The following is a 24,254-nucleotide window of genomic DNA, read 5'->3' on the forward strand; positions in this document are numbered from 1 at the left end:
AGATGGTCTCAGAGATTGAAAAGAAAGGAGGAAAGGTACAATGCTTGCAGGCGAAGAATAATTTTCAATTAATTGCTAAATTTCCGCAAATTATAAAATATTGTAATTCGAATGAGATAGATGTGATTCATTGTCATTTGCCATGGGCTGGTTTTGTTGGGCGTATCGTTCATCAACAAACTAAAATACCAATGATTTACACTGAACATAACATGCAGGAGCGTTATCATCCAGTTACTAAAATACTGAATAAAAGATCATTCAATTTTCAAAGTCTTGCTGTTGGCGTTTCACAGGATGTTTCAGATTCAATTGAGAAGAATATAAAACCTCAGATTCCGGTAAAGACCATTCTAAATGGAGTGAATACTGATAAATTTGTACGTAATTATAACGATTCTGCTATAAGAAAGGAATACGGGATTTCTGATGATGCCCTAGTTGTTGGTCTTGTATCTGTTTTCAGGTTTCAAAAAAGGATAAAAATATGGATTAAGATTTTGATGGCATTTATGGCTAATTCTGAAAGGGAGGTATATGGGTTAATCGTAGGGGCAGGGCCGCTTGAAGATGAAATAAGACAGGAGGTTGTAAATTGTAATCTGAAGGATAAGATTATAATGCCAGGTCTCCAGGAGCAAACAAAACCATATTTTAATGCCATGGATATATTTATGATGAGTTCTTCCTTTGAGGGACTACCAATAGCTCTCTTAGAAGCCATGAGTATGGAATGCGCAATAGTGACTACCAATGCAGGAGGAATAAAGGAGGTGATCAGGGATGATAAAGATGGTTTTATGGTTGATGTTGAGAACTGGATGGAGTTATCTGAAAAATTAGTACTCCTTTCTGAAGATTCAGAAAAATTAAACGATTTGCAAAAAGCTGCCAGGGAACGTGTTGTTTCAGAATTCAGTTTGAAATCTATGGTCAAAAACCTCGAGGAAAATTATTCAGAACTAACGTTATGATAATAAGGGAAGCAACCGATAAAGATTTAGAGTCTATTATAAATGTTCTGCGAGCTAGTCTTGGAGAAACTTCTTCAAAAAAGACTATGGATGTTTGGCAATACAAACATGTGGACAATCCATTTGGAAAGAGCTTAGTGTTGGTTGCTGAGGAGAACGGGGAAATTATTGGAGTTCGAGCATTTATGCGTTGGAAATGGCAATATGGTTCTAATAGCTATGATGCTTTTCGAGCTGTAGATACAGCAACACACCCTAAACATCAGGGTAAGGGAATATTTAAAAAACTTACCTATAAAGCTCTGGAGGAAGGAAAAGCAAACGGAGATCACTTCGTTTTCAACACACCAAATGATCAGAGTAAACCAGGATACTTAAAAATGGGCTGGAAAGAAGTTGGAAAAGTTCGAATTAATATTGTGCCCCAATCTCCCTTTCGGTTGTTAAGAAAAATTGCTCAAAAACCTGACTACGAATTATCGGAATTTGACGCTAATCTCGAGCCATTGTTAGAAAATTATAACAACAGGTTGATAAGTAGCAATAAATTATTCACTCCTAAATCCTTAGGATATCTACAGTGGCGATACCTGAAAAACAAAATTCAGCCTTATCTTGTCTACCATGATAAGGACATCTTTGTAGCTTCCTATCTAAAAGATAGAAGACGTTTTTTGGAATTAAGAGTTTCGGAATGTATCTACAGTTCAACTATCGGTAAAAAGAGGGCTAAGAAAGTAATAGGGGAATGGTCTACTTTATATAAGCCTAATTTCATTTCTTATAGTTTCGATGGTAGACTATTTAATTTAGAATTGAATGGCAAATTTGGTCCGGTTCTTACTTTTAAGAACATTAATTGTTCCGAAGAAAAGCATATTCGGTTCTTAAATGAGGAGGAATGGAAGTATACTATAGGTGATCTAGAACTGTTTTAATTTATGATAGGCGGTGTATTTTTAATATTCATTTTATTTCTTGTTAGCCAGGGAATTTTCAAATCTTTTAGTAAGAAGCATAGGTTTTTTGATAGAAGGAAGATGAATTATTTGTTTTTTTATCATTTTTTCTTTGCCGGAGTCTATTATACTTATGCACTTTTTAATAATTCAGATTCCAAACTCTATTTTTGGCGACCAAAGCTTTCTGATTCTAGTTGGTGGAGTTATTTTGGGACAAGTACTACCTTTATAGATTTTTTATCTTATCCATTCATTCACTATTTCAATTTTAATTATGAGATGATGATGGTCTTATATTCGTGGATGGGTTATTTGGGATTTTTATTTGCGTATCTTTTTTTTCGAGAAAATATCCCTTTGAAAATCAAAATTTTTAAGAATATAGACTTCCTAACCCTGATTCTTTTCCTACCAAATATGCATTTTTGGACCGCTTCCCTAGGAAAGGGGGCACCTATATTTATGGGGCTAATGATTTTTGCATATGCAATAAAAAGACCAGCAAATCGTAAATTAATCTTGATTTTTAGTTCAGTTATGATTTATTTTATTCGTCCACATGTTTTTTTATTTATTGCCGCTGGAACGGTTTTAGGGTATATGACTGGTCAAGAAAAAATTGCTTTTTGGAAAAAACTTCTTATTTATTTTGGAATGATAGGGAGTTTAATTTTTGTGCAAGATACTATTTTGGGCATGGCTGGATTAGATGAATCAGAAAATTTAGTTGAGGGTTTTGAACAATTTTCAGAAGACAGAGGTTCGGAATTAGCTAAATCTGGCTCAGGTGTAAACATGACAAATTATCCGCTGCCGTTAAAATTGTTTACCTTTTGGTTTAGACCTTTATTTCTGGATGCTCCTGGCGCGTTAGGTTTAATTGTATCAGTAGAAAACTTGATTTATCTTTTATTATTCCTAAAAATCCTGAGAAAAGATTTCATTAACTTCCTTAAAAAATCACCCACTACTGTGAAAATGAGCCTTACGGTTTTCTTTTTAGCTTCCCTTGCCATGTCTTTTGTTATGTCAAATTTGGGAATCATAATGCGTCAGAAATCAATGGTCATGTATTTTCTGTTTTTCGTCATTTATTATTTTCTCGCACAGAAAAAATATGATAAGTTATTGAAAATTAAGAAGTATAAATTAAAATTAACTGCCCGGAAACAGTCTGAATTAAACTCTGCGTAGGATATTATTTGGTAGCAAATGAATAAATTAATTAAAAAAAACGGAAGCCTTGTAATATCACTTGATTTTGAATTGTTATGGGGAGTCTTCGATAAGGTTGAATGGACAGATAAAGTTGAATATTTTCGAAATACCCGAAAAGTAATTCCTGAAATTCTCTCATTATTTGAGGAATACCACATATCATGTACCTGGGCTTGCGTAGGAATGTTATTCAATTCAGGCTGGGATGAGTGGAATGCTAATTTGCCAGACAGACTTCCCGAATATGAAAATGAAGCCCTGTCCTCCTATAGATACGGGAAGGCAGTGCAAAGTCCCAAAAACGAAGAACTATGTTTTGCTCCAGATCTTATTTCCCTTATTAAGAATTCCAGGAATCAAAGTATTGGTACCCATACCTATTCTCATTATTATCTAAAAGAGAAAGGGCAGAGGTTGGAGGATTTTGAGGCAGATTTGCAAACAGCTACAAGGCTTGCAGCAGACTTAGATATCGAAATGAGTTCCATTGTTTTCCCTCGTAATCAGGTAAATGAAGAATACCTTTCTTGTTGTAATCGTAATGGGATTAAAATCGCACGTTCAAATCCCGACACCTGGTACTGGCGAGCAACCGAAAAAGATTCCTTGATGCAAAAAATCTTTCGATCTGGTGATGCCTATCTTGGGACAAAGGATAAATCCTATCAGCAAGCGAAAATTAAGGAAAATTCAAATGTTGTCTTGCAGCCAGCAAGTAGGTTTTTTAGACCAGTTTCTGGCAATACTTTACTGGATAGAATGAGGCTGAAGAGAATAGTTGATGAAATTTATCAGGCTGCAAAGAATGGCGAAGTTTACCACCTCTGGTGGCATCCACATAATTTTGGAAATAGTCCGTCCAAAAGCCTGAACGAATTACGCCATATTCTTCAACATTTTACGACCTGTAAACACAAATACGGGTTTCAATCACAGTCTATGGAATCACTGAATGATTTAATGGTAAATGCATAGGCCAGATTTCTCCATAATAATTCCTGTATTTAATGGTGAAAATACTATTGAGAGAGCTATAGAAAGTGTTATTAACCAGACTTATAGTAATTGGGAGTTGATCATTGTGGATGATGGTTCAACTGATGATTTACGCAAGAATATTACCCCGTATTTGCATGAATCGAGGATTACCTATTCTTATCAAAAAAATAAGGGTGTAGCGGCAGCAAGAAATCTTGGAATAAAAAAATCTCGGGCTAAATATTTAATTTTTCTTGACTCTGACGATGAGTTGTTGCCTGGTCTACTTTCAGACCTTCAAACCTCCAGTTTTTCTCAATTTGATTTAATTTTTTGGAAGGCATTAAAAATAACTGAAAAAAAATCTATTGTCTGGAAACCTGTGAAACTTGAAAAAATTTACAACAACCTAAAAGCAACCTTCCTTTCGGGAAGCGTATGTTATAAAAAGGAACTCTTACTTAGAACTGGCGGATTTGATCAGAATTTACAATTTGGTGAGAACTATGAGTTAGGAATGAGGCTGGCTCAATTTCCAAATTTAAAAACAAAAAATCTTTCCCAGGTTTATTTAAAATATCATTTGAACGAAAATTTTCGGCCCAGTACCGAACCTAGTCTAAAGTTGAATTCGTTAGACCACCTTTTAATAAAGCATGAATGTCTATATAAGAAAGACTCATATTCTTATTCTAGGCTATTATATCAAATCGGCTATTTAAATGAGAAGTTAGGAAGATATGGAGAAGCTATTGAATATTACAAAAAAGCTGGTAAAATCAGAAATTTATATTGGAAACCACAAATAAAAAGGATTTTATTTATTTTTAAAAAGCTTCCAACCTAATTTGAGGCAGCTAATTATTTTCAGGTTTCTAATTGATTCCAGTAAGGCACTTTTTCTTATATTTCTTAAATAAAGTCGAAAATTTTTAGCAGCATGCAGATCTCCTTTATTCCGATGATATTTTTCTAGGATTATAAATGTATTCTGTTTTATTATATATTTTTTTAAACGATCTAAAGACCATACTCCATCCTTGTGCCTCCTATATATTGTAGGTTCGATAGTTGCTAGAAACCCTGCTTTTCCCATATAACCTAAAATACAAAGTATGAAAGTGTCTACGTTTAATACCTTCAAAATATCTGAATGAACCTCTTGTATTTTTTGAAAACAAAAAGTGGATAGCAGTGGATGAAATTTAATGGAACGTAAGTCTTCGGAAGTTATATCATTCTCTGGCTGCTCAAGAGGGGAGGAAATCATTCGGCCTTTAACATCCTGTTCTTTAAATCGATGGAAACAACAAGAAAATTCAACATTTTGCTCTAAAAAATCCACCTGTTTCTGAAGCTTTGAGGAATCAGTCCAATAATCATCTCCTTCGCAAAATGCTATAAATTTACCTCTTGCTGAAAAAAGATTGTAGATAGCATTGAAATTTCCTGTGATTATTCCGTTTACGCTTATTTTATTTTCCTTTTGATGTAAAAGCAACCTTATTCTACCAGGAAATTCCCTGGCGTATTTCAAGCATATAGAACGTGTATTATCTGAAGATTGATCTTCTCCCAGAATAATTTCAAAATCGAAATTTGTGTTTTGAGTTAAAATTGAATCAAGACATTGCTCAAGAAATTGCTCGTGGTTATAGGTTTGAACCAGAACACTTACCTTAACAGTGTCAGGGACGGAATTCTGATAATGTTCCACCTCTTTCTTCAGGTACTTTAGCTTAAAATTCTCAAAGTTCATTATCCTAAAAAACGGTTTCCGAGGACTTGCGAATCAATATCTCTTTTTACTGTACCTTTATTGGAAAAAACAGAATTTTTTGGAGTATCTTTCTCTATTGCGCAATTCATTCCTATAATAGAATTTTCTCCAATTTTAGTATTTTGTTTGATCGAAGCGTTCAATCCGATATATGAATACTCTCCAATAGTAACATTCCCACCAGTTTTTGCTCCGCTCATTAGGCTGTGATTACAAATCTTAGTATGATGTCCAATATTAGAGGTAAATAAAACACAATTGTCTCCTATCTGAACAAAAGGTTGAAGAACGCATCCCTCGTCGATGAAGGTATTCCTTCCTACTATCAAATTATTCCATTTTCGGCATTGTGAAGAAATATAGCTTGGCAAGGTATAACCAAGTTCAACTGCCATTTTAAAAATTCTGTTTCTAATTTGGTTGTTACCAACCGCAATAAAAAGTGAATTTTCTTCAGGCGGGAAGTTTTGATGTATTTTCGAAAATTGAACGAGGGGCTTTTTTAATTGTAAATGAGGGTCGTATAAATGATCTTCTATAGTATAAGCCACAACCTCATAACCACTGTCCTCTTGAAATGCATAGGAAACGTATTCAGCATATTTTCCAATGCCATAAACTATAATGTTTTTTCGCATTACCAATTGATTGAACTTATCTTCAAATATATCCTTTTTAGGATGAACTCATGTTAGAGTTTACATTATAATACTTAAGCAATTCTTGAATTTTGGAATTATATCGAGGGAATAGCTATCTATATCGAAAACATGGTAATAAATTTCTTACTAAACTTCTGGTGATTTAAATTCAAGGAAATTTTTAATCAAACCACTAATTATGAGAAAGTTATTGTTGGTGAGCCTGCTGGTTTTTGCCGTGGCTTGCAATGTTGAAGATGATGGTATTACTTCTAACGAGGTTAGGGAAGTTAATGCCACGACTACTATTGACGGTTGTTCGGTCTATGAATTAAATTTCGGGCAGGAAGGAACTATCAGCTTCAGAAATTTTTATGATTATTTAGAAGTAACAGTTACCAAAACGGGGAATTTGGATTTAAATAAAATAAGTATTCATTTTACCAAAAATGTCAATGCATTTCCCCGTAATGGAAAAGGAGATTTGAATACTTCTAAATTCACGTATTCCGAGAATGTAAGTAAAGGAATGAGTGAAGTCACTGCTAGTTTTAATTTTGATGAACTCGGTGTCATGGCTGGTGAAAACCTATATGTCACGGCTGCCGCGGAATTTGGTTCAGGTAGAAATAAGCAAGAATTATTTGTTGAGGATGAAGAATTATTGGGTGGAAATTTTTATTTCTTATACCATGTTGAAAAATTTCCATTTTATGCAGGAACAGATCAGGTTAGGGAAATATATCTTTCTGAAGCACAGGTTGTACCAAGCTGGGATGAGGTTCGCAAGTTGTATGCCAACATGTTAGACCCGGGAATACCTAAAAAAGCTGGCACTTATAATCCGAGTATCTGGGATATAATTAATGACTTTAATGACCCTAATCGGGAAACGCAACTAGGAGATTATACCACAACTTACACCTTAGGAATGGGAGAATGTTCAGATTCAGTAGAGCTCACCTTGCGGGTAGTGGCTGATCCATTATAATCCAGATTTATTTGAAATCAGTGAACTTCAAATGAGCTACTACAAATTAAATCTTAAAGACTTCAAATAAACTCTTAAAGTAGGAAAGCGCAGGTGTTTAACAAGTAATTTATCCTCATATCGAAATTATTAAAATAGCATGATTGGATGGCGTAAATTTATTTATCCATTCTAAATTATAAAGCTATGAAATCAAAATTACTACCTGTTTTTTTTATTATGTTCAGTCTATTGAGTTGTTCGGTAGACCCTATAGAAGAGGAGATCGGTGAAGATCAAATTATTTCCCTGAATTCTGAAACAGGGGATCCTGGCTGCGCGGGTGCAGATCAAATTAAGAATATTACTTTTTCTGAAGCCTCAGCAATCGAAAGCTGGGATGAGGTTAGAAAGTTGTATTTAAGTTTGCTACCAGCTGGAACTCCCCGAAATGGAACCTTTGATCCTTCTATATGGGATCTTATCCATGATTTTGAAGTAAGAGGAATAGGCGAATACTCAACTATCTATTCCTTAACCGGCGATTGTACAGATTCAGTGATACTTACCATCAATGTAATTGCTGATCCTGTAAATACCGACCCCTGTGAGGCCTTTAGTGCGGGTCCAGATAATTTCTTGGAGATTACCTTGTCTGAGGCGGAAGCAATTCCTAGTTGGGATGAGGTTCGAAAGCTATACCTGAGTTTATTAGCTCCAGGGGTTCCCAGAAATGGAGAGTTCGAACCATCCATCTGGGATCTGATCGACTCTTTTGGTGATCCTAATAGGGAATCCAAATTAGGAGATTATACAACTACCTATACGATTACGCAAGGAGATTGCCAGGATTCGGTTGAACTCACAATTAAAGTTATTCCTAATTTTACAGATCCAATTGAGTGCGATATTGATGCTGGATCTGATAAAATTCGCGAAATGAAAGAAAGTGATGCAGCTGCAATCCCAAGTTGGGATGAAGTTAGGAAGTTATACCTAAGTCTTTTAGATCCCGGAGTTCCAAGAAATGGTGAATTTGATCCTTCAATTTGGGATTTAATAGATGCATTTAACGATCCCAATAGGGCAAGCAGATTAGGAGATTACACTACTACTTACACCATAACAGACGGTGATTGCACCGATTCAGTTGAGTTAACGATTAGGGTTGTTGCAGACTAATTTGTTTAAATTTAGATTTAAAAAAACGGGCATTTAAAATGCCCGTTTTTTATTTATGGTATGCTAGCTAAGACCTTTTATGAAATTTTATAGAGACATTATCTTAAAAAACCTAGATTTGCGCTCAAAACCCTGATTCGTGACAAAATTAGTTCGTGTAACCACTATTCCTCTTTCTTTAGAAAAATTGCTTGAAGGTCAGTTGACTTTTATGAATAAACATTACGAAGTTATTGCGATTTCTGCAGAAGAAGAACGGTTAAAACGCTATGGGCAAAATAACAGAGTTAGGAGCTTTCCAGTAGAGATGACACGCGAAATAACACCTTTTCAAGATCTCAAGGCACTTTTTAAATTATATAGATTTCTAAAAAAGGAAAATCCTCTGATAATCCATACCCATACACCAAAGGCTGGTATTATTGGAATGTTAGCTGGGAAATTGGCTGGGACCCCCATAAGATTACACACTGTTGCAGGGCTGCCTCTCCTGGAAGTTCAGGGCAAAAAGCGCAAAATCCTTGATAAAGTTGAAAAGCTTACCTATTCCCTTGCAACGCGTGTATACCCAAATTCATTTGAATTAAAAAAAATTATTCTTCAGCTTGGTTACTCTAATGAGAGTAAACTTAAAGTATTGGGCCATGGAAGTTCGAATGGTATTGATACAAAATACTTCGATCCGGCCTTATTCAGCACTTCTGATAAAAGAAAGATCAGGAAAGATTTAGAAATTCCTGACTCTGATTTCATCTATATATTCGTAGGTAGATTAGTTAGGGAAAAGGGAATAAATGAGTTAGTGCGGGCTTTTGAAAAAGTTAATCAGGAATATCCTGATACCACTTTATTACTGGTGGGACCGTTCGAAGATGATCTTGATCCTCTTGATGCAGAGATAATGCAAATCATAAAAACACATCCAAAAATTTTCACCACAGGATATCAGGAAGATGTAAGGCCATATTTTGCCGTTTCAGATGTTCTCTCATTTCCCAGTTACCGGGAAGGTTTTCCGAATGTTGTGATGCAGGCCAACGCTATGGGTTTACCAGCGATAGTTTCCAACATCAATGGTTGTAACGAAATCGTTGAAAACGGTGAAAATGGGATGATTATACCAGTTAAGAGCGAAAGTGCCTTATATGAAGCCATGCTTGATATTAAAAGAGATGGGGAGTTATTTTCGCGAATCTCTCGTAAAGCCCGTAAATTGATCCAGGAGAAATATGAAAGAGCACAATTCTGGGATATTTTGTTAAAAGAATATAAAGAATTAGAGCTGCTCTATAAACATGATTAAATTCGCGGAAATTAATAGATTTCAATTTTATTGATGTATACCAAGCTTGTTAAACCATTTTTTGATTTTTTTGTCGCGTTAATAGGCCTGGTACTCATTAGTCCGTTACTAATCATTATCACATTTCTCCTTCTGGTGAAAAATAATGGTAAGCCATTCTTTTTGCAGAATAGGCCGGGCATTTATGGTAAGAATTTCAAAATAGTTAAATTCAAAACCATGACCGATGAAAGGGCTGCCAACGGAGAATTATTACCAGATGAAGATCGCTTAACTACGGTTGGGAAATTTGTGCGTAAAACTTCGATCGATGAGGTTCCCCAATTGATCAATGTTTTAAAAGGTGATATGAGTATAATTGGCCCCAGGCCGTTATTACCTCAATATTTAGAACTTTATAATGAGAGGCAGAAAAAAAGACATTTAGTAAAACCAGGAATAACAGGATGGGCACAGGTAAATGGGCGCAATGCTATTAGCTGGAGTCAGAAATTTGAATATGATGTTTGGTATGTTGAGCACATTTCATTTTTACTTGATCTAAAAATCTTATTTAAAACGGTGAAAAAGGTTTTGTTTGCTGAAGGAATTAATACGAAGAATATGGCAACTACCGAACCATTTAACGGGCATAACTAATGATTATTTACGGAGCAAGCGGACATTCAAAAGTTATTATTGATATAATTAGATCAGGAAGGCATGGAACTATAGATTATATCATAGATGATAATCTTGAAATCAGATCTCTGCTAGGTTTACCTGTTTTGCATAAATTACCAGAAGATGAGAATCAGGAAATAGTCTATGCCATTGGTAATAATCATATAAGAAAGGAACTTTCAGAAAAATATCCTGTTAAACCTGTTAAAGCCTTAATTCATAATTCTGCTATTATTTCAGAATATTCAGAAATTATGGATGGTAGTGTGGTAATGGCAAAGGCTGTGGTGAACGCTTCAGCAGAAGTTGGGGAACACTGCATCTTGAATACTTCATGTATTATTGAACACGATGTGATGATAGGGAACTTTGCTCATATTTCTCCTGGCACAGTAATAACAGGTGGAGTTCGAATTGGCGAAGGAACCCAAATTGGAGCCGGTGCTTCGGTTATTCCAGGCATAAATATTGGAAAATGGGCTACTATAGGTGCCGGAGCTGTGGTTATAAATGATATTCCAGATAATGCTGTGGTAGTAGGTAATCCTGGTAAAATTATAAAATACAATACCCATCAAAATGGATAAAGAAAAGATTTGGTTGTCTTCCCCGCATATGGGAGGAAACGAACAAACCTATATTAATAAAGCTTTCGCTGAGAACTGGATTGCACCGCTGGGTCCTAATGTTACTCAATTTGAGAAAAGTATAAAATCCTATCTGGATAATGACCCGCAAAGTAAAATTGAAGTTGCTGCATTAAGTTCCGGGACTGCAGCACTGCATTTAGCCTTAATTTTGTTGGGGGTGAAAAGTGGAGACGAAGTCATATGTCAGAGTATGACTTTCGCGGCATCTGCAAATCCGATCATTTATCAGGGAGCTGTGCCTATTTTTATCGACAGTGAGCCAGAGACGTTAAATATTTGCCCTGAACAACTTGAACGAGCTATTAAAGGTAGGATTTCAAAAGGGAAGAAGCCAAAAGCTATAATTGCTGTTCACCTGTATGGAATGCCGTATAATGTTGAAGCTGTACATAATGTGGCACGGCAATATGATATTCCCGTAATTGAGGATAGTGCAGAAGCGCTTGGAAGTACGTATAAGAACAGAAAATGTGGTACATTTGGTGATTTTTCGATTCTATCTTTTAATGGAAATAAGATCATCACTACTTCCGGAGGTGGTGCTTTGGTAACCAAAAGTGCAGAAGTAAAGAAAAAGGCTATTTTCCTTGGTTCCCAGGCAAGGGACGATGCTCCGCATTATCAACATAGTGAAGTTGGCTATAACTACAGGCTTAGCAATATTTGTGCAGGAATTGGCCTGGGGCAAATGGAGGTTTTAGATAAAAGGGTACAGGCAAGACGGGATATGTTCCATTTTTATGTAAATTTGTTCGATAAAATTGATGGAGTGACGGTCTTTCATGCACCTGATGACCAATATTTTAGTAACCATTGGTTAAGTGTAATTGAGTTGAATGAAAAGAAATTAGGTGTAAATAAAGAAGAACTGAGAGAATATTTATTAAAAGAGAATATTGAAAGTCGACCTTTGTGGAAACCGATGCATATGCAACCCGTATTTAAGGATTATCCGTTTTATGGCACGCAGGTTGCGGAAAAGAAGTTCAACTCAGGTTTATGTTTGCCCAGTGGATCTAATCTTACAGATTCAGATAGATCCAGGATAGAACAGGCAATTATGAATTGTTTGAAAAAATAAAAACACATTATGGGGAAATTTCACATCGCCCTGAAAAAAATTCTTACTGGCCCCGATAATTCCCTCGATATCCGAAATATCAAATACCTCCCTCGGTGGGTTGTGCTATTGATCGATATTGGTTTGGTAGCTGTATCTACTGTTTTAACCATATTGATCTTATTGGATCTCTCAAGTTTTCAGTATCAGTTATTGAGCTTTGTTGAAAAAACGATATTGATACTTGCGGTAAATATTGTTTTTTTCTATGTTTTTAAAACCTATGCCGGGATTATTCGGTACTCCAGTAATATTGATGCACTAAAATTGCTTTTAGCGACCATAAGTTCCTTCTTTGCACTTTTAGTTTTAAATTTTCTAGTAGAACTTGTTTTCGGCGAAAAGATTTTTCTTATAGGCGGATTACTCATTAACCTGTGGATTTCTTTCTCGCTTTTATTTCTTTTCAGATTAGGAGTAAAACAGGTGTATGAATATTTTAAGATTATTCAAAAGCAAGATTCATTAATTAACGCAGTTATCATAGGTGTAGACGAAAATGCTATTTCCATTGCCGGGGCACTGGATATTGAGCATCCGAGGCGGTTTAAGATTGTAGGTTTTCTAACTCAAAATTCTCATAAAAGTCTTCGTATCTTAGATAAACCTGTTTTACAGCATACTGAAAGGATTCATAAAGAGGTGAAATCGCTTGGTGCAAATGCCATTATCTTTTCTGAAAATGCCTTCACACCTGAAGAGAAATTTAAAATTGTTGAGGACTGCCTGGAAAATGATATAGCTGTTTACAATGCACCCCTGGTATCTTCCTGGAAAGAAGATCAACCCTTGGGAAGTGAGATCAAGACTCTTCAAATTGAAGACCTTCTTGAAAGAGATCCTATACAGCTGGAAGTACAGAACAAGATAGACCAGCTTACCGGAAAAACTATTCTAGTAACCGGTGCTGCAGGCTCAATTGGTAGTGAAATTGTAAGGCAGGTTGCTGAATATAATCCAAAGCATTTGATTTTACTGGATCAGGCCGAAACTCCCCTTCATAATCTACAATTAGAGATCGAATCTAAATTTCAGGATCTGGATTTCGAGGCGATTATATGTGACGTGAGTAATCAAATGAGGCTGGAAAGGATGTTCAAAAACAGGCAGATAGACGTAGTTTATCATGCAGCGGCTTACAAGCATGTTCCGTTGATGGAGAATAACCCTCATGAGGCCATATTTGTAAATATTAAAGGAACAAAGAACCTGGCAGATCTGGCTGTTAAATATGGTGTTGGACATTTCGTGATGGTTTCGACAGATAAGGCTGTAAATCCAACTAATGTTATGGGGGCTTCTAAACGTTCTGCAGAAATGTATGTGCAGTCTTTGTATCATGAACAGGTAAAACAGGGTTGGGGTAATACTAAGTTCATTACTACCAGGTTTGGTAATGTTCTGGGCTCCAATGGATCTGTTGTTCCATTATTCAAAGAACAGATAGAAAAGGGTGGTCCCGTAACCATCACTCATCCGGATATCATCCGATATTTTATGACCATTCCCGAGGCCTGTCAGCTTGTTTTAGAAGCGGGAGCCATGGGTAAGGGAGGTGAAATATTTGTATTTGATATGGGAGAGCCGGTTAAAATTATGGATTTGGCTATAAAAATGATTAAACTTGCCGGATATCAGCCTAATAAGCATATAAAAGTTAGAATTACCGGTTTACGTCCCGGAGAAAAGCTTTATGAAGAACTGCTGAATGATGAATGTAAAACCCTCCCAACTCATCATAAAAAGATTATGATAGGTCAGGATGTAGTTCGCAATTATGAGGTTGTAAATGAAAAGATCGAGAAGATTATAAAATCGGCCGATAAGCTGAAGAATGATAAAGTGGTCGCTAAACTGAAAGATCTTATCCCCGAATTTAAAAGCAATAATTCACTCTACGAACGTTTAGATAACGCTCCTGAACTCAATAGAGATTAACCTACTTATTTATGAAGAAATTTTTATTTCTGCTTTTTGCCAGTTTTCTTTTTAATAGTTGTGCTACCAAGGATGAGATCGTTTATTTTCATGGTGCAAAGCAACTGGCAGGAACGGAAAATCTACTTGATTATGAACCTGTAATCGAACCTAATGATGTTTTGCGAATAAACGTATCCTCTTCGTCAGTCACTGACGAGATTGTAAAGCCATTCCAAATGCCATCCCAATCAGGACAGGGAGGAGGTGGTGCCGGTGGAGGGCAGAACCTATCTCTTACTGGTTACCTGGTTGGTCCCGATGGATTTATAAATTTTCCTGTCTTGGGAAAGGTTAAGGTAAAAGGTCTTAGCCGGGGGGAAGTGCAAGTTGCTCTTGAAAGGGAAATTCAAGAATATGTAACAGATCCTATTGTGGATGTTAGGATCGTAAATTTTAGTGTGACTGTTTTAGGAGAAGTCAATAGCCCTGGGAGAGTTCAAATTACGGATGGAAGGGTTACCATGCCAGAGCTGATTGCCATGGTAGGAGACATTAGTTATGACGGGAAACGTGAGAACATAATGATTATCCGGGAGGAAAATGGAGTTAAAAGTGTGGGTCAGATTGATATGACGGAAACCGATCTCTTTTCAAGTCCATATTATTATTTAAAACAAAACGATATAGTGTATGTTGAGCCCAGTTACCGTGCAGTCAAATCAGCTGGTTTCTTTACAAGCTATCAGGGAATTATATCTTTAGGAACAACCATTATCAGTCTTTATTTATTAATTAACAGCCTTTAATTTTGGAAGAATTAAACGACTTTTCAGAAGAAAGGAATGAATCAAATTTTGATTTAAAAGCGGAGATATATAAATATATCGCTTATTGGAAATGGTTATTATTAGGCTTTATCTTGGGGGGAGTTATCGCATATTTATATAACAGATATACCATACCAAAATACTGGACTCAGGCAACAATGTTAATTGTTGACGAGGGCGAAAAGAATGTCATGAGCGCTTTACCCTCTGGAGGTGGATCCATCCTTTCACTAGAAAATGATGACCTACAAAGTCATATAGAAAAACTAAAGTCAAAGCAACTAGTTGAATCGGTTGTTGAGGACCTTAACTTAAACATTTCCTATTTCATAGAGGGGAATGTTATAACAGTGGAAGCATATAAATCCAGTCCGATTTTAATAGAATTTATCAGTCCTGATTCGATTGTTAATTCAATAAATGCAAATTTATTCATTACACCAGTTTCCGATACATCGTTTCGTCTTGAAGAAGAAAGTAAGGAGTATTCTAACATTCACGAAATAGGTGAAATCATTGAACTTGACGGAATAAAGTTTAGCATACTCCCTCGTGGGGGAGGACAGGAAGGTAGCTTTAAAAAAACCAGTACAGTTCACATACGATTATTGCCGGTTAGGGAAGTGGCCAATTACTACATTCAAAGTTTAACTATATCACCAAAAGGCCAGGCAAAGGATATACTGTCATTAGGCATGGTAGATCCTGTAAGCCAGAAATCAGAGGACTTTCTAAATCACCTGATGTTAAGGTTTAATGAAGAAGGTGTGGAAGATAAGCAGGAGGTAGCTGAGAATACAACCCGGTTTATTCAGGAAAGATTAGAAAGAATTACAACTGAACTGGATTCGGTAGAAGTTGGGATCGCTGATTTTAAGCGTGAAAACCAGTTGATGAGTATTGAATCAGGTGCTTCCGAATTTCAATCAAAGTTTTCTCAGGCTGAACAGGAAATATTTAACTTAGAAACACAATTAGAACTTTTAAAATCTGTCGAAGAGCTGTTAAGAGAGCAAGGAAATTATGAGCTTCTTCCGGATGTGGGGGTTACCGAAGGAGGTATTTCAGGTCTTACGAATACCTATAATACCTTGGTCATAGAGCGAAATACCTATTTGAAGAACTCCACCACCAGGAATCCTGTTGTTGAAAACATATCCAATCAACTTGATCAGCTTAGAGAGAATATCTATGATAATATTCAAAGCACTAGAAGATCAATTAGAGTAAGGCTACAGGAGTTAAATCAAAGGGAAGATATTGCACAGGGGAGGTTTAGTAATTTCCCCGGCCTGGAGAAGGGGATGAGAAGTATTGAGAGACAACAGCAAATCAAGGAACAACTGTACCTTTTCTTACTGCAAAGAAGAGAAGAGGCTGCCATCTCTTTCGCTGCAACGGCATCTGTAGCTCGTGTAATAGATAAAGCATTCACCAATAATACTCCAGTAGATCCCAAACCCTGGCTTATTCTCGTAGGAGGATTTGTAATAGGCCTACTTATCCCATTGTTAATAATTTTTGTAAAGAACTTTTTAGATACCAAAGTACATCATAAAGGTGATCTTGCACCTCTTCTTAAGGTCATTCCTTTTGTTGGGGAGGTGCCTAGGATTGGAGCAGATCAGACCGACGTTATTCATCAAAACGACCGATCTCCATTAGCGGAGTCATTCAGGATTTTGAGAACTAACTTAGCTTATTTGATTCAGAATAAAGAGAGACAAAAAGGTAATGTTATATATGTTACTTCTACGGTTAAGGGGGAAGGGAAGACCTTTATTTCCTATAACCTCGCACGAACTCTTGCTAGTACGGGGAAGTCTGTTTTGCTCATCGGAGCTGACATTCGTAATCCGAAATTACACAGGTATACTAGTACAACAGAGGGAGCACAGGAAAAAGGATTATCCGACTTTTTATACGATTATGAAGTAACCACCAATGACGTTATTTCCAAAACCGTAGACGAAGGAATTCCAGTAGATGTAGTCCTTTCAGGTCCTATTCCTCCTAATCCCGCTGAATTATTGATGAATGACCGGATGGAAAAATTGATAAATGGTTGTAAATCGCAATACGACTATCTAATCGTCGATACAGCTCCAACCATGATCGTAACCGATACTTTGCTGATCAGTCAGTTAGCCGATTATACCTTATATGTAGTTCGAGCAGATTTTACCGAAAAGAACCTGCTGGAATTTCCAAAAGACTTGAAAAAACAAGGGAAACTGAAAAATGTAGCTGCCATTCTTAACGATGTAGACTATTCCAAGTTTTCGTATGGAGCTCAGTATGGTTATTCTTATGGATATGGTTATGGATATGGTGTTGAAAAGGAAACCAGGTGGAAACGGATAAAGAGAAGATTGTTTAGTTAAGCCTAACTGAATAAATCTAAATTGTTTTCAATAACTTTCTGGATTGTAGCTAAATGCTTCTTCCCAATCTTGATTTGTTTAATTTTCAGGACGTGATCTACTTTATGGGCATCGGTGCAGATGAAATCTATTAAATCATTTTCTAGAAGTTTATAAGCGGTTTTCTGAACTCCTTCACCATAATGCCCCGAAAGTGATAGCATATTTATTTGAAATTTGCATCCCCTGGTCTTCAGGTCCCGATATCGCTCCAGGTTTCGCTCGTGGAGGTAAGTATATCGCTCTGGATGAGCCAGTATAGGGATGTATGCACGATTTTGAATACTAAACAACACCTCGAACAGGTTGATCGGCTGCTGGAAATAAGACATTTCTACCAGAATATGTTCTCCATGAACCGCCAGGATTTCGTCAGCCTTTAATAAATCGAGAAAATTCTGATCCATCATATACTCCGCGGCTGCACTAATATCAAAATTATCCTGGATCTTGTGTTTAACCTTATTCAGGGCTTCACGGATCTGAGTCTTGCTGTTAGGGTAGAAGTCACCCATTACGTGCGGGCTAGCAACTATTGTATGAATTCCAATATTTTTAAACTCCTCGATTAATTGAAGAGAGTCTTCGATATTTTGGGCGCCGTCATCAATTCCAGGAAGGATATGATTGTGAAAATCGATAAATCCTCCCAGTAGATCTGCCAGATAATTCTTTTTACTGAAAATCGAAAACATCCTTATTAATTTAGGCTTCAAAATTACATAATTTAATTTCTAATTAGTAATATTTGCATTGCTCCAGCAAAAATCCATGAGGATACTCAAACTTACATTATTACTAGTCCTTTTTATTTCTTTCAGTACAAAAGGCCAGTCTTTTTTTCAATCAGAATTTGAAGGGCAGGGTCAGTTGTTTACAGGTGAAGAATCACCCTTCTGGATGCATTCTAATACCCTGGGACGTTTAGATGAAAAATCCCATCTGTATGGTCTTTTCCGAACAAATTACCTGCTTGAAGATCCCAGTGGTATTCAAGCTGATTTTGGCCTGAGTCTTATGTATAAAGACGGATACGAAGAAGGAATAAGGTTGGATGAGGCCTATGTTTCCATCAATTCTAGCAAGCTGGAAGTTATCCTCGGGAAAAAGCATAAGGAAGTTCTATTTAAGGGCCTGAGTGCAACTAATGAAAACATTTTATGGTCTTTAAATAGCCCTGCAATTCCAGGAATTCAAATTTTCACAAGAAAGCCTGTCTTTCTGTTCGCCGAAGATCACGGAATCGGTTTTATGGCTGGCCTTGAAGAATATCTTCTGAATGATGAGCGGTATATAGAAAACACTCGTTTACATCATAAATTCGGTAAACTGGTTTACCGCAGCCAGGGCGATTTTGAAATTTCTATTGGTGGCTATCATTTTGTTCAATGGGCAGGGATTTCTGAAGAATTTGGTAAGCTTCCCAATTCTTTCGATGATTATTTAAGGATTTTCTTTTCAAGACCCAGTGAGAATGATGTAGGAGATGGCCAGGAGGTTAACGCCCTGGGAAATCAGCTCGGAAGTTATGAGATCAAGTTAAGCTCCAAGATTCAAGATATAGATTTTACGATACTGTATAACAGCATTTTTGAAGATGGTTCAGGGATGAAAATGGGAAATTTTCCAGATGGGAGATATGCTATTTATTTTGAGGATAATCGGGATTCATTCTGGGGCGTCCCTTGGTTAAAGGCCTTCATGTATGAATTTTACTATACTAAAAATCAAAGTAGAACAAGACAAAGCTCTGAGGTAGATGGTGCCGACAACTATTTTAATAATAATCTGTATCGTTCTGGCTGGACCTATCAGAATCAGGTTATAGGGGTGCCCTTTATTCTTTTGAATGATAATCGCTTTAGAATAGGGACCAACATCACTGCTGTTCATCACCTGGGGATGAGCGGTGAAATAGTGGAAAGATACCCATATAGGTTTCTTCTTAGTTATAGACAAAACTTAGGAAGGAAGGATTCCTTTTTTCAAGAGAAAGAAGAAATTTTTTCCACTCTTTTAGAACTTAACCTGATAGATTCAGATTATCAGCTTAAGGCGCAATTCGGCGCCGATCTTAATCTAAATGAGAACTCTAATTTCGGAGTTGGGCTAAATTTCAGCAAAACGATTTTTTAGCATGGGTACTGCTGATTTTTTTGTAATTTGACCTGCAACCAAATCAGACTATAACCTATCATTTTGAACGAAGAGACCCCTGCTTCGCATTTACCGGTACATCCGGTGATTAGCCTGGACACTGAATTAAAGGTAATTGCCTTTAATGAAGAGGCCGGCAACTTTTTTACGAGCATTTTCCGTGAGATCTCCACCTCTTCTTGTTTTATTTCATTTTTTCCCGATTTAGAAAGGCCTTGTCTTTATCAAAAGCTGGTTACGGCGCTAAGTGGGCGTATCCAAATTTTCGATTACCTGTATAATAGCAAAACTATTCAATTTCATATTACACCGGTACCTGATGAAAATATGAATTATTCCCGTTTGGTAATTGCAATAGAACATGCCTCGGTTTTAGATAAAACCGTTTATAAGGAACGAAAAATGTTAAGGGCAATCATCGATAATATTCCCGATTACATCTTCGTGAAAGATCGAAATCATAAATCAATTCTTACCAATAGAAAATTTCATCAGAATATTTTAGGAAAGGAAACAGAGGAGCTGGGATATACCCCCTATGATTACCTGGAAACTGAAAAGGCTGAAAAGATAGTGGCAGATAATGAAAGGGTCATGGAATCTGGTTTACCGGTTATCAATAGGCCGGATATTGTAATAAGTAAACAGGGAAAGGAAGAAAGGGTTCTTCTCACAAAGGTCCCCCTTAGGGACACTAATGATGAAATAAGTGGCCTAGTTGGGATTGCAAGAGACATTACCAGTAGTTTTAATCACCAAAAAAAACAGGAACTTGTTCTGGAAATCATAAAGTCTTTTGCTGAAAGTGAAAATCTTGCTGAAGCCCTTGGTGTAGTGATTAGCCTTCTTTGCAAGGAGCTCGATTTTGATTATGCTGAAGCCTACAAAGCTAATCTGGGCCAGGATAAATTCATAAAACTTGCGGTCTTTAAAGAAAGTAAAATTAGATTTTCTGACTGGAAAACGAAAGAGAACGAGCCAGCTTACCAGTCCCGGTTTTGGGATCTGGATTCGGCAAAGGTCTATAGCAAAGTAGACAGGGAATTAGTTGAGCTTAGCGAGTATGCAGGGGAGCAACTGAAAACTGGAGTAGGTTTTCCTATTTTATTTAAAGGCAAACAAATTGCATTTATTTTCCTGGGATCAAAAAATGTATCGAAGGAAATAAAGCTGGATCTTATGGAAGGTGTTTCCCTTCAGATAGCTGCTGCCATAATGAATAAAAGGAGTCAGGATCAGTTTAATGACTTTTTTAAATATTCTCTAAACCTGATTGCCGTTCTCGGGACGGATAACTTCATAAAGCTAACCAACCCGTCTTTCGAGAATAAATTTGGATATTCCCAAAGAGAATTGCTCAGTATTCCATTTATTGAATTCATCCACCCAGATGATCTTGAGAAGGTTAACTCGGCCATTAAAGGTCTTTCTGTTGACGATTCGGAATTTGAAATACGTTGTAAAAGAAAAGATGGAATATATCTTTGGGTATCCTGGCGGTTTTCCCGTTTTTTCGAGGATGAAAATGTAGTTTATGCCTTTGGAACTGATATCACTCCTATAAAGGAGGTAAATGCGAAATTGACGGCTCAAATTCTTCAGCGAAAACAAATACAGAGAGATCTTGAAATTTCAGAGGAGAATTACAGGAAACTATTCGAAAATAGTCCATTACCAATGTGGGTGCTGGATAGACAAAACCTTAAATTCCTTAGCGTAAATAAGGCCGCGGTGAAACTGTATGGCTACTCTGAGCAGGAGTTCAAGTCTATGACGGTTAGAGATTTGTGGGTTCCAGGGCAGGAGACCAGGTTAAATAAACTTGTAGACCAAAACAGGGAAGTGCTTTTTAAGGTGGAGACACAGCATTTAACAAAAGACGGGCAGAGGTTATATGTTGCGGTTAAAAGTAGCCCCTTGCTATTTGATGGTCGCAGATCTCGCGTATCACATGTAACCGATATTACGGCCATGGTTCTGGCCGAAAAGAAATTGCTTTACAGTGAGCAAAGGTTCAGGTCATTGGTTCAGGAGGGATCAGACCTTATTTCGATCGTAGACGGAGACTTCAAATTTCTTTACAACAGTCCGGCTTCCTTCATGGTATTCGGAAAGAATTCAGAAGAGTTGAATACAACTAATTTTCTGGATTACGTCCATCAGGAGGATCTTCAAAAACTAAAGCTAACTCTTCAAAAGTTACAACAAAACAAAAGGCTTCAATTGCCTTCCTACAGGATAAAACTCAACGATAAAGGCTGGCGATGGATCGAAACTATAGTTACCGATCTTAACCACGATCCGGCAGTGGGTGGTATTGTTTTAAATTCCCGGGATATCACAGAATTCATAGTTCAGGAAAAAAAAGTAAAACAAAGTCTGAAACGCTATGATATCGTTTCGAAGGCAACCAGTGATATCATTACAGATCATGACCTTGAAAATGATGTGGTTGAAGTGAATAAAGCTGCTTCTAAGATGCTGGGATATTCCAGGGAAGAAATTGGAAATAAAGGTGCCTGGTGGGATGATAAAATTCATCCTGAAGACAGGGAGGAAGTAAAAAGACTTGCCAGTAAGATGCGAAAGGATGGCTTAAGACAATTGAGTACCGAATACAGGGTTCGTTGTGCCAATGGTTCTTATAAATATATTTTGGATAGGAGTTACCTCCTTACCGATGATAACAACAAGCCAAAAAGGATTATAGGTTCCATGCAGGATATTACTGAACGAAAACAACATCTTATTGCAATAAAAAACCACAACAAAAGGCTAAAGGAAATAGCCTGGACACAATCTCACGTAGTAAGAGCCCCGCTGGCAAAGGTAATGGGGCTTGTAGACCTTCTTATCCATTACAGGGATAACATGGACAATGTGGATGATTTGTTGAATAATATTTTAATTTCTGCTCAGGAACTTGATGCCATCATCCGAAAGATATCAATAGAAACCGAAAAAGAATTATAAATCGACCCTAAACAGACCTATAATGTTACGTACTTTAATTATCGACGATGACCCTATTGTAAGTTTTTTACAGCACAAAATTGTTAGTAAATCTGGCCTGGATTCAGATCCAAGAGTTTTTAAAAAACCGGAAGAAGCCCTGTGTTTTCTAAGGGAAGACCTTGAAGATGAAGGTCGCTACCTCATTATGCTGGATATCAACATGCCTTCAATGAACGGTTGGAAATTTCTGGAAGAACTGGAAAAACTGGAAGCCAAATACCAGTGCCACGTGGTGATGGTCACTTCTTCGATTGATCGAAAAGATAAAAGACAGGCTGCCAATAACGACCTGGTAGTGGATTTCATCGAGAAGCCTGTTTCAGCCAGACACTGTGCTAAATTGAAAGGAATCTCCGTTTTAGCTGACTATTTTCAGGAAAACTGAATGGGATCTTTTGCTGAAGAGGATCTGCGTTCTGGATTTTTTCTTCAGCCCATTCTTCTTCCTCATGATCTGCCTGCTCTGTATCTTCATTCACGACTTCGGCCGTAGGTTCATGATTGAGCTTTATATACATCGGGAAATGGTCTGATCCTATATTGCTCTCTCTGGCGATATCCAGTAGAGTGAAATCCTTGCTGTGAAACACATGGTCTAACGGCCATCTTAATAGAGAATAGTCGGCATGGAAGGTGTTAAAAAATCCTCTTCCAATTCTGGGGTCCATCATACCGCTTAATTTCAGAAACAATTTGGTTGTACGTGACCACGCCACATCATTAAGATCTCCAATGACCAGAGTCGTTTGTTTTTCAACATCTATATCTCTTCCCAACATCAAGAGCTCGGCATCCCTGTTGGTTGAAGTATCACTTTCAGTAGGGCTGGGTGGCATTGGATGAAGACAGTGGAGTCTTATCTTTTTACCGTTTCGCAGAATGACATAGGCGTGAATGGAGGGAATATCTTCCTGAACCAGGTAGCTTACATTGATCTCTTCCAGTTTCAACTTCGAATACAAATGCATTCCATATAAATTGTCCTGAGGGATCTTCACAGTGTATTCGTAATCCTTTTCAAGGACTTCCAGTTCTTTTTCCCAGGTTTTATCGCTTTCAAGAGTTAGAACGATGTCTGGTTCTCTCTTGTTTACGAGGCCTATTAATTTATCGTAATTTTTATTGGGTGTAAGTACGTTGCTTACCAGGAGCGAAATGGTGCCATTTGGATCAGTTCCATTGAATTTCAAAACCTGTTTTCTGGAAAACCAGGTGTATGGATATATTTTTACTAACTGGTAAACGAGACTTAGAAAAAGGATGCCAATGGATATCCAGTGCCAGGTTTCGTCAAGATCGTAAACGATGAATGATGCAATGATTACAACACAAATCAAAAAACTGATCTGTATACGTGGAAAATCAAACCCTCTTATCCACCATTGATCAAACCTCGTTATGGAGGCCAAAGTAGGGATACACATCAATACTGAAAAAAAGAGAACGATTATTTCTCCTGTGTTCATTTAAT

At 36.9% G+C, this 24,254-nt stretch carries 21 protein-coding genes; 17 read left to right on the forward strand and 4 right to left on the reverse strand.

The genetic code is table 11. The features are described 5' to 3' along the window. Positions 1-2: 2 nt before the first annotated feature. From MKO06_RS08290 to MKO06_RS08310, 5 genes are read left to right on the forward strand one after another with little or no spacing between them, the layout of a single operon-like run. Entirely contained in the window at positions 3-974 is a 972-nt protein-coding gene (locus MKO06_RS08290; RefSeq protein WP_241551711.1) for a glycosyltransferase, read from the forward strand. Beyond that, positions 971-1,912, forward strand: coding sequence for a GNAT family N-acetyltransferase (locus MKO06_RS08295; RefSeq protein WP_241551712.1), 942 nt, complete (start codon positions 971-973; stop codon positions 1,910-1,912). Before MKO06_RS08290 ends, MKO06_RS08295 begins: the two co-directional genes overlap by 4 nt. Before the next feature lie 3 nt (positions 1,913-1,915). After that, positions 1,916-3,130, forward strand: a complete 1,215-nt coding sequence (locus MKO06_RS08300; RefSeq protein ID WP_241551713.1) for a hypothetical protein — start codon at positions 1,916-1,918, stop codon at positions 3,128-3,130. Between the two features lie 18 nt (positions 3,131-3,148). Next, complete coding sequence (locus MKO06_RS08305) at positions 3,149-4,129, forward strand: polysaccharide deacetylase family protein (protein ID WP_241551714.1); 981 nt, start codon at positions 3,149-3,151, stop codon at positions 4,127-4,129. Continuing rightward, positions 4,122-4,979, forward strand: a complete 858-nt coding sequence (locus tag MKO06_RS08310; RefSeq protein ID WP_241551715.1) for a glycosyltransferase — start codon at positions 4,122-4,124, stop codon at positions 4,977-4,979. The genes MKO06_RS08305 and MKO06_RS08310 overlap by 8 nt, the downstream gene beginning before the upstream one ends. Here MKO06_RS08310 and MKO06_RS08315 read toward each other — a convergent pair. Both MKO06_RS08315 and MKO06_RS08320 read right to left on the reverse strand, forming a co-directional pair. Further along, a complete protein-coding gene (locus tag MKO06_RS08315) occupies positions 4,950-5,891 on the reverse strand; it encodes a glycosyltransferase family 2 protein (RefSeq protein WP_241551716.1) in 942 nt (313 codons plus the stop codon). The genes MKO06_RS08310 and MKO06_RS08315 overlap by 30 nt on opposite strands. Continuing rightward, entirely contained in the window at positions 5,891-6,550 is a 660-nt protein-coding gene (locus MKO06_RS08320; protein ID WP_241551717.1) for an acetyltransferase, read from the reverse strand. The genes MKO06_RS08315 and MKO06_RS08320 overlap by 1 nt, the downstream gene beginning before the upstream one ends. A 202-nt stretch (positions 6,551-6,752) precedes the next feature. Here MKO06_RS08320 and MKO06_RS08325 point away from each other — a divergent pair, with 202 nt between their 5' ends. The 9 genes from MKO06_RS08325 to MKO06_RS08365 all read left to right on the forward strand — a co-directional run bounded on the left by MKO06_RS08325 (position 6,753) and on the right by MKO06_RS08365 (position 17,572). Next, positions 6,753-7,544 carry a hypothetical protein gene (locus MKO06_RS08325; protein ID WP_241551718.1) on the forward strand — a complete coding sequence of 264 codons (792 nt, stop codon included), beginning with the start codon at positions 6,753-6,755 and terminating at the stop codon, positions 7,542-7,544. Positions 7,545-7,730: 186 nt separating this feature from the next. Then, complete coding sequence (locus MKO06_RS08330; RefSeq protein ID WP_241551719.1) at positions 7,731-8,705, forward strand: hypothetical protein; 975 nt, start codon at positions 7,731-7,733, stop codon at positions 8,703-8,705. Positions 8,706-8,844: 139 nt separating this feature from the next. After that, the gene (locus tag MKO06_RS08335; protein WP_241551720.1) at positions 8,845-10,008 is read left to right on the forward strand and encodes a glycosyltransferase family 4 protein; all 1,164 of its coding nucleotides are present in this window, start codon (positions 8,845-8,847) and stop codon (positions 10,006-10,008) included. A gap of 33 nt (positions 10,009-10,041) precedes the next feature. Further along, positions 10,042-10,647 carry a sugar transferase gene (locus MKO06_RS08340; RefSeq protein ID WP_241551721.1) on the forward strand — a complete coding sequence of 202 codons (606 nt, stop codon included), beginning with the start codon at positions 10,042-10,044 and terminating at the stop codon, positions 10,645-10,647. Beyond that, positions 10,647-11,258, forward strand: coding sequence for an acetyltransferase (locus MKO06_RS08345; protein WP_241551722.1), 612 nt, complete (start codon positions 10,647-10,649; stop codon positions 11,256-11,258). The genes MKO06_RS08340 and MKO06_RS08345 overlap by 1 nt, the downstream gene beginning before the upstream one ends. Further along, a complete protein-coding gene (locus MKO06_RS08350; RefSeq protein ID WP_241551723.1) occupies positions 11,251-12,402 on the forward strand; it encodes a DegT/DnrJ/EryC1/StrS family aminotransferase in 1,152 nt (383 codons plus the stop codon). Before MKO06_RS08345 ends, MKO06_RS08350 begins: the two co-directional genes overlap by 8 nt. Before the next feature lie 9 nt (positions 12,403-12,411). Next, a complete protein-coding gene (locus tag MKO06_RS08355; RefSeq protein WP_241551724.1) occupies positions 12,412-14,379 on the forward strand; it encodes a polysaccharide biosynthesis protein in 1,968 nt (655 codons plus the stop codon). Positions 14,380-14,390: 11 nt separating this feature from the next. Next, the gene (locus tag MKO06_RS08360; RefSeq protein ID WP_241551725.1) at positions 14,391-15,167 is read left to right on the forward strand and encodes a polysaccharide biosynthesis/export family protein; all 777 of its coding nucleotides are present in this window, start codon (positions 14,391-14,393) and stop codon (positions 15,165-15,167) included. 212 nt (positions 15,168-15,379) lie between these two features. Continuing rightward, entirely contained in the window at positions 15,380-17,572 is a 2,193-nt protein-coding gene (locus MKO06_RS08365) for a GumC family protein (RefSeq protein WP_241551726.1), read from the forward strand. 2 nt (positions 17,573-17,574) lie between these two features. Here the strand turns inward: MKO06_RS08365 and MKO06_RS08370 are convergent, their stop codons facing one another. Continuing rightward, positions 17,575-18,306, reverse strand: coding sequence for a tyrosine-protein phosphatase (locus tag MKO06_RS08370; protein WP_241551727.1), 732 nt, complete (start codon positions 18,304-18,306; stop codon positions 17,575-17,577). Between the two features lie 76 nt (positions 18,307-18,382). Here MKO06_RS08370 and MKO06_RS08375 point away from each other — a divergent pair, with 76 nt between their 5' ends. The 3 genes from MKO06_RS08375 to MKO06_RS08385 all read left to right on the forward strand — a co-directional run bounded on the left by MKO06_RS08375 (position 18,383) and on the right by MKO06_RS08385 (position 23,168). Continuing rightward, complete coding sequence (locus MKO06_RS08375) at positions 18,383-19,747, forward strand: capsule assembly Wzi family protein (RefSeq protein WP_241551728.1); 1,365 nt, start codon at positions 18,383-18,385, stop codon at positions 19,745-19,747. 63 nt (positions 19,748-19,810) lie between these two features. Beyond that, entirely contained in the window at positions 19,811-22,741 is a 2,931-nt protein-coding gene (locus MKO06_RS08380; RefSeq protein ID WP_241551729.1) for a PAS domain-containing protein, read from the forward strand. Between the two features lie 22 nt (positions 22,742-22,763). Then, positions 22,764-23,168, forward strand: a complete 405-nt coding sequence (locus MKO06_RS08385) for a response regulator (protein WP_241551730.1) — start codon at positions 22,764-22,766, stop codon at positions 23,166-23,168. On the opposite strand, the gene MKO06_RS08390 is transcribed toward MKO06_RS08385, so the two are convergent. After that, positions 23,119-24,249, reverse strand: coding sequence for an endonuclease/exonuclease/phosphatase family protein (locus MKO06_RS08390; RefSeq protein WP_241551731.1), 1,131 nt, complete (start codon positions 24,247-24,249; stop codon positions 23,119-23,121). The two genes, MKO06_RS08385 and MKO06_RS08390, sit on opposite strands and share 50 nt — an antisense overlap. Positions 24,250-24,254 lie beyond the last annotated feature (5 nt).

This window comes from Christiangramia oceanisediminis (assembly GCF_022570735.2).
In the GTDB taxonomy this organism is placed as follows: Bacteria; Bacteroidota; Bacteroidia; order Flavobacteriales; family Flavobacteriaceae; genus Christiangramia; species Christiangramia oceanisediminis.

Excerpts from the sequence above, each read along its gene's own strand:
- MKO06_RS08290 (WP_241551711.1), top strand. The coding sequence starts at position 3 with ATGGTCTCAGAGATTGAAAAGAAAGGAGGAAAGGTACAATGCTTGCAG.
- MKO06_RS08295 (WP_241551712.1), top strand. The coding sequence starts at position 971 with ATGATAATAAGGGAAGCAACCGATAAAGATTTAGAGTCTATTATAAAT.
- MKO06_RS08300 (WP_241551713.1), top strand. The coding sequence starts at position 1,916 with ATGATAGGCGGTGTATTTTTAATATTCATTTTATTTCTTGTTAGCCAG.
- MKO06_RS08305 (WP_241551714.1), top strand. The coding sequence starts at position 3,149 with ATGAATAAATTAATTAAAAAAAACGGAAGCCTTGTAATATCACTTGAT.
- MKO06_RS08310 (WP_241551715.1), top strand. The coding sequence starts at position 4,122 with ATGCATAGGCCAGATTTCTCCATAATAATTCCTGTATTTAATGGTGAA.
- MKO06_RS08315 (WP_241551716.1), bottom strand. The coding sequence starts at position 5,891 with ATGAACTTTGAGAATTTTAAGCTAAAGTACCTGAAGAAAGAGGTGGAA.
- MKO06_RS08320 (WP_241551717.1), bottom strand. The coding sequence starts at position 6,550 with ATGCGAAAAAACATTATAGTTTATGGCATTGGAAAATATGCTGAATAC.
- MKO06_RS08325 (WP_241551718.1), top strand. The coding sequence starts at position 6,753 with ATGAGAAAGTTATTGTTGGTGAGCCTGCTGGTTTTTGCCGTGGCTTGC.
- MKO06_RS08330 (WP_241551719.1), top strand. The coding sequence starts at position 7,731 with ATGAAATCAAAATTACTACCTGTTTTTTTTATTATGTTCAGTCTATTG.
- MKO06_RS08340 (WP_241551721.1), top strand. The coding sequence starts at position 10,042 with ATGTATACCAAGCTTGTTAAACCATTTTTTGATTTTTTTGTCGCGTTA.
- MKO06_RS08345 (WP_241551722.1), top strand. The coding sequence starts at position 10,647 with ATGATTATTTACGGAGCAAGCGGACATTCAAAAGTTATTATTGATATA.
- MKO06_RS08350 (WP_241551723.1), top strand. The coding sequence starts at position 11,251 with ATGGATAAAGAAAAGATTTGGTTGTCTTCCCCGCATATGGGAGGAAAC.
- MKO06_RS08355 (WP_241551724.1), top strand. The coding sequence starts at position 12,412 with ATGGGGAAATTTCACATCGCCCTGAAAAAAATTCTTACTGGCCCCGAT.
- MKO06_RS08360 (WP_241551725.1), top strand. The coding sequence starts at position 14,391 with ATGAAGAAATTTTTATTTCTGCTTTTTGCCAGTTTTCTTTTTAATAGT.
- MKO06_RS08365 (WP_241551726.1), top strand. The coding sequence starts at position 15,380 with ATGAGCGCTTTACCCTCTGGAGGTGGATCCATCCTTTCACTAGAAAAT.
- MKO06_RS08370 (WP_241551727.1), bottom strand. The coding sequence starts at position 18,306 with ATGTTTTCGATTTTCAGTAAAAAGAATTATCTGGCAGATCTACTGGGA.
- MKO06_RS08375 (WP_241551728.1), top strand. The coding sequence starts at position 18,383 with ATGAGGATACTCAAACTTACATTATTACTAGTCCTTTTTATTTCTTTC.
- MKO06_RS08385 (WP_241551730.1), top strand. The coding sequence starts at position 22,764 with ATGTTACGTACTTTAATTATCGACGATGACCCTATTGTAAGTTTTTTA.
- MKO06_RS08390 (WP_241551731.1), bottom strand. The coding sequence starts at position 24,249 with ATGAACACAGGAGAAATAATCGTTCTCTTTTTTTCAGTATTGATGTGT.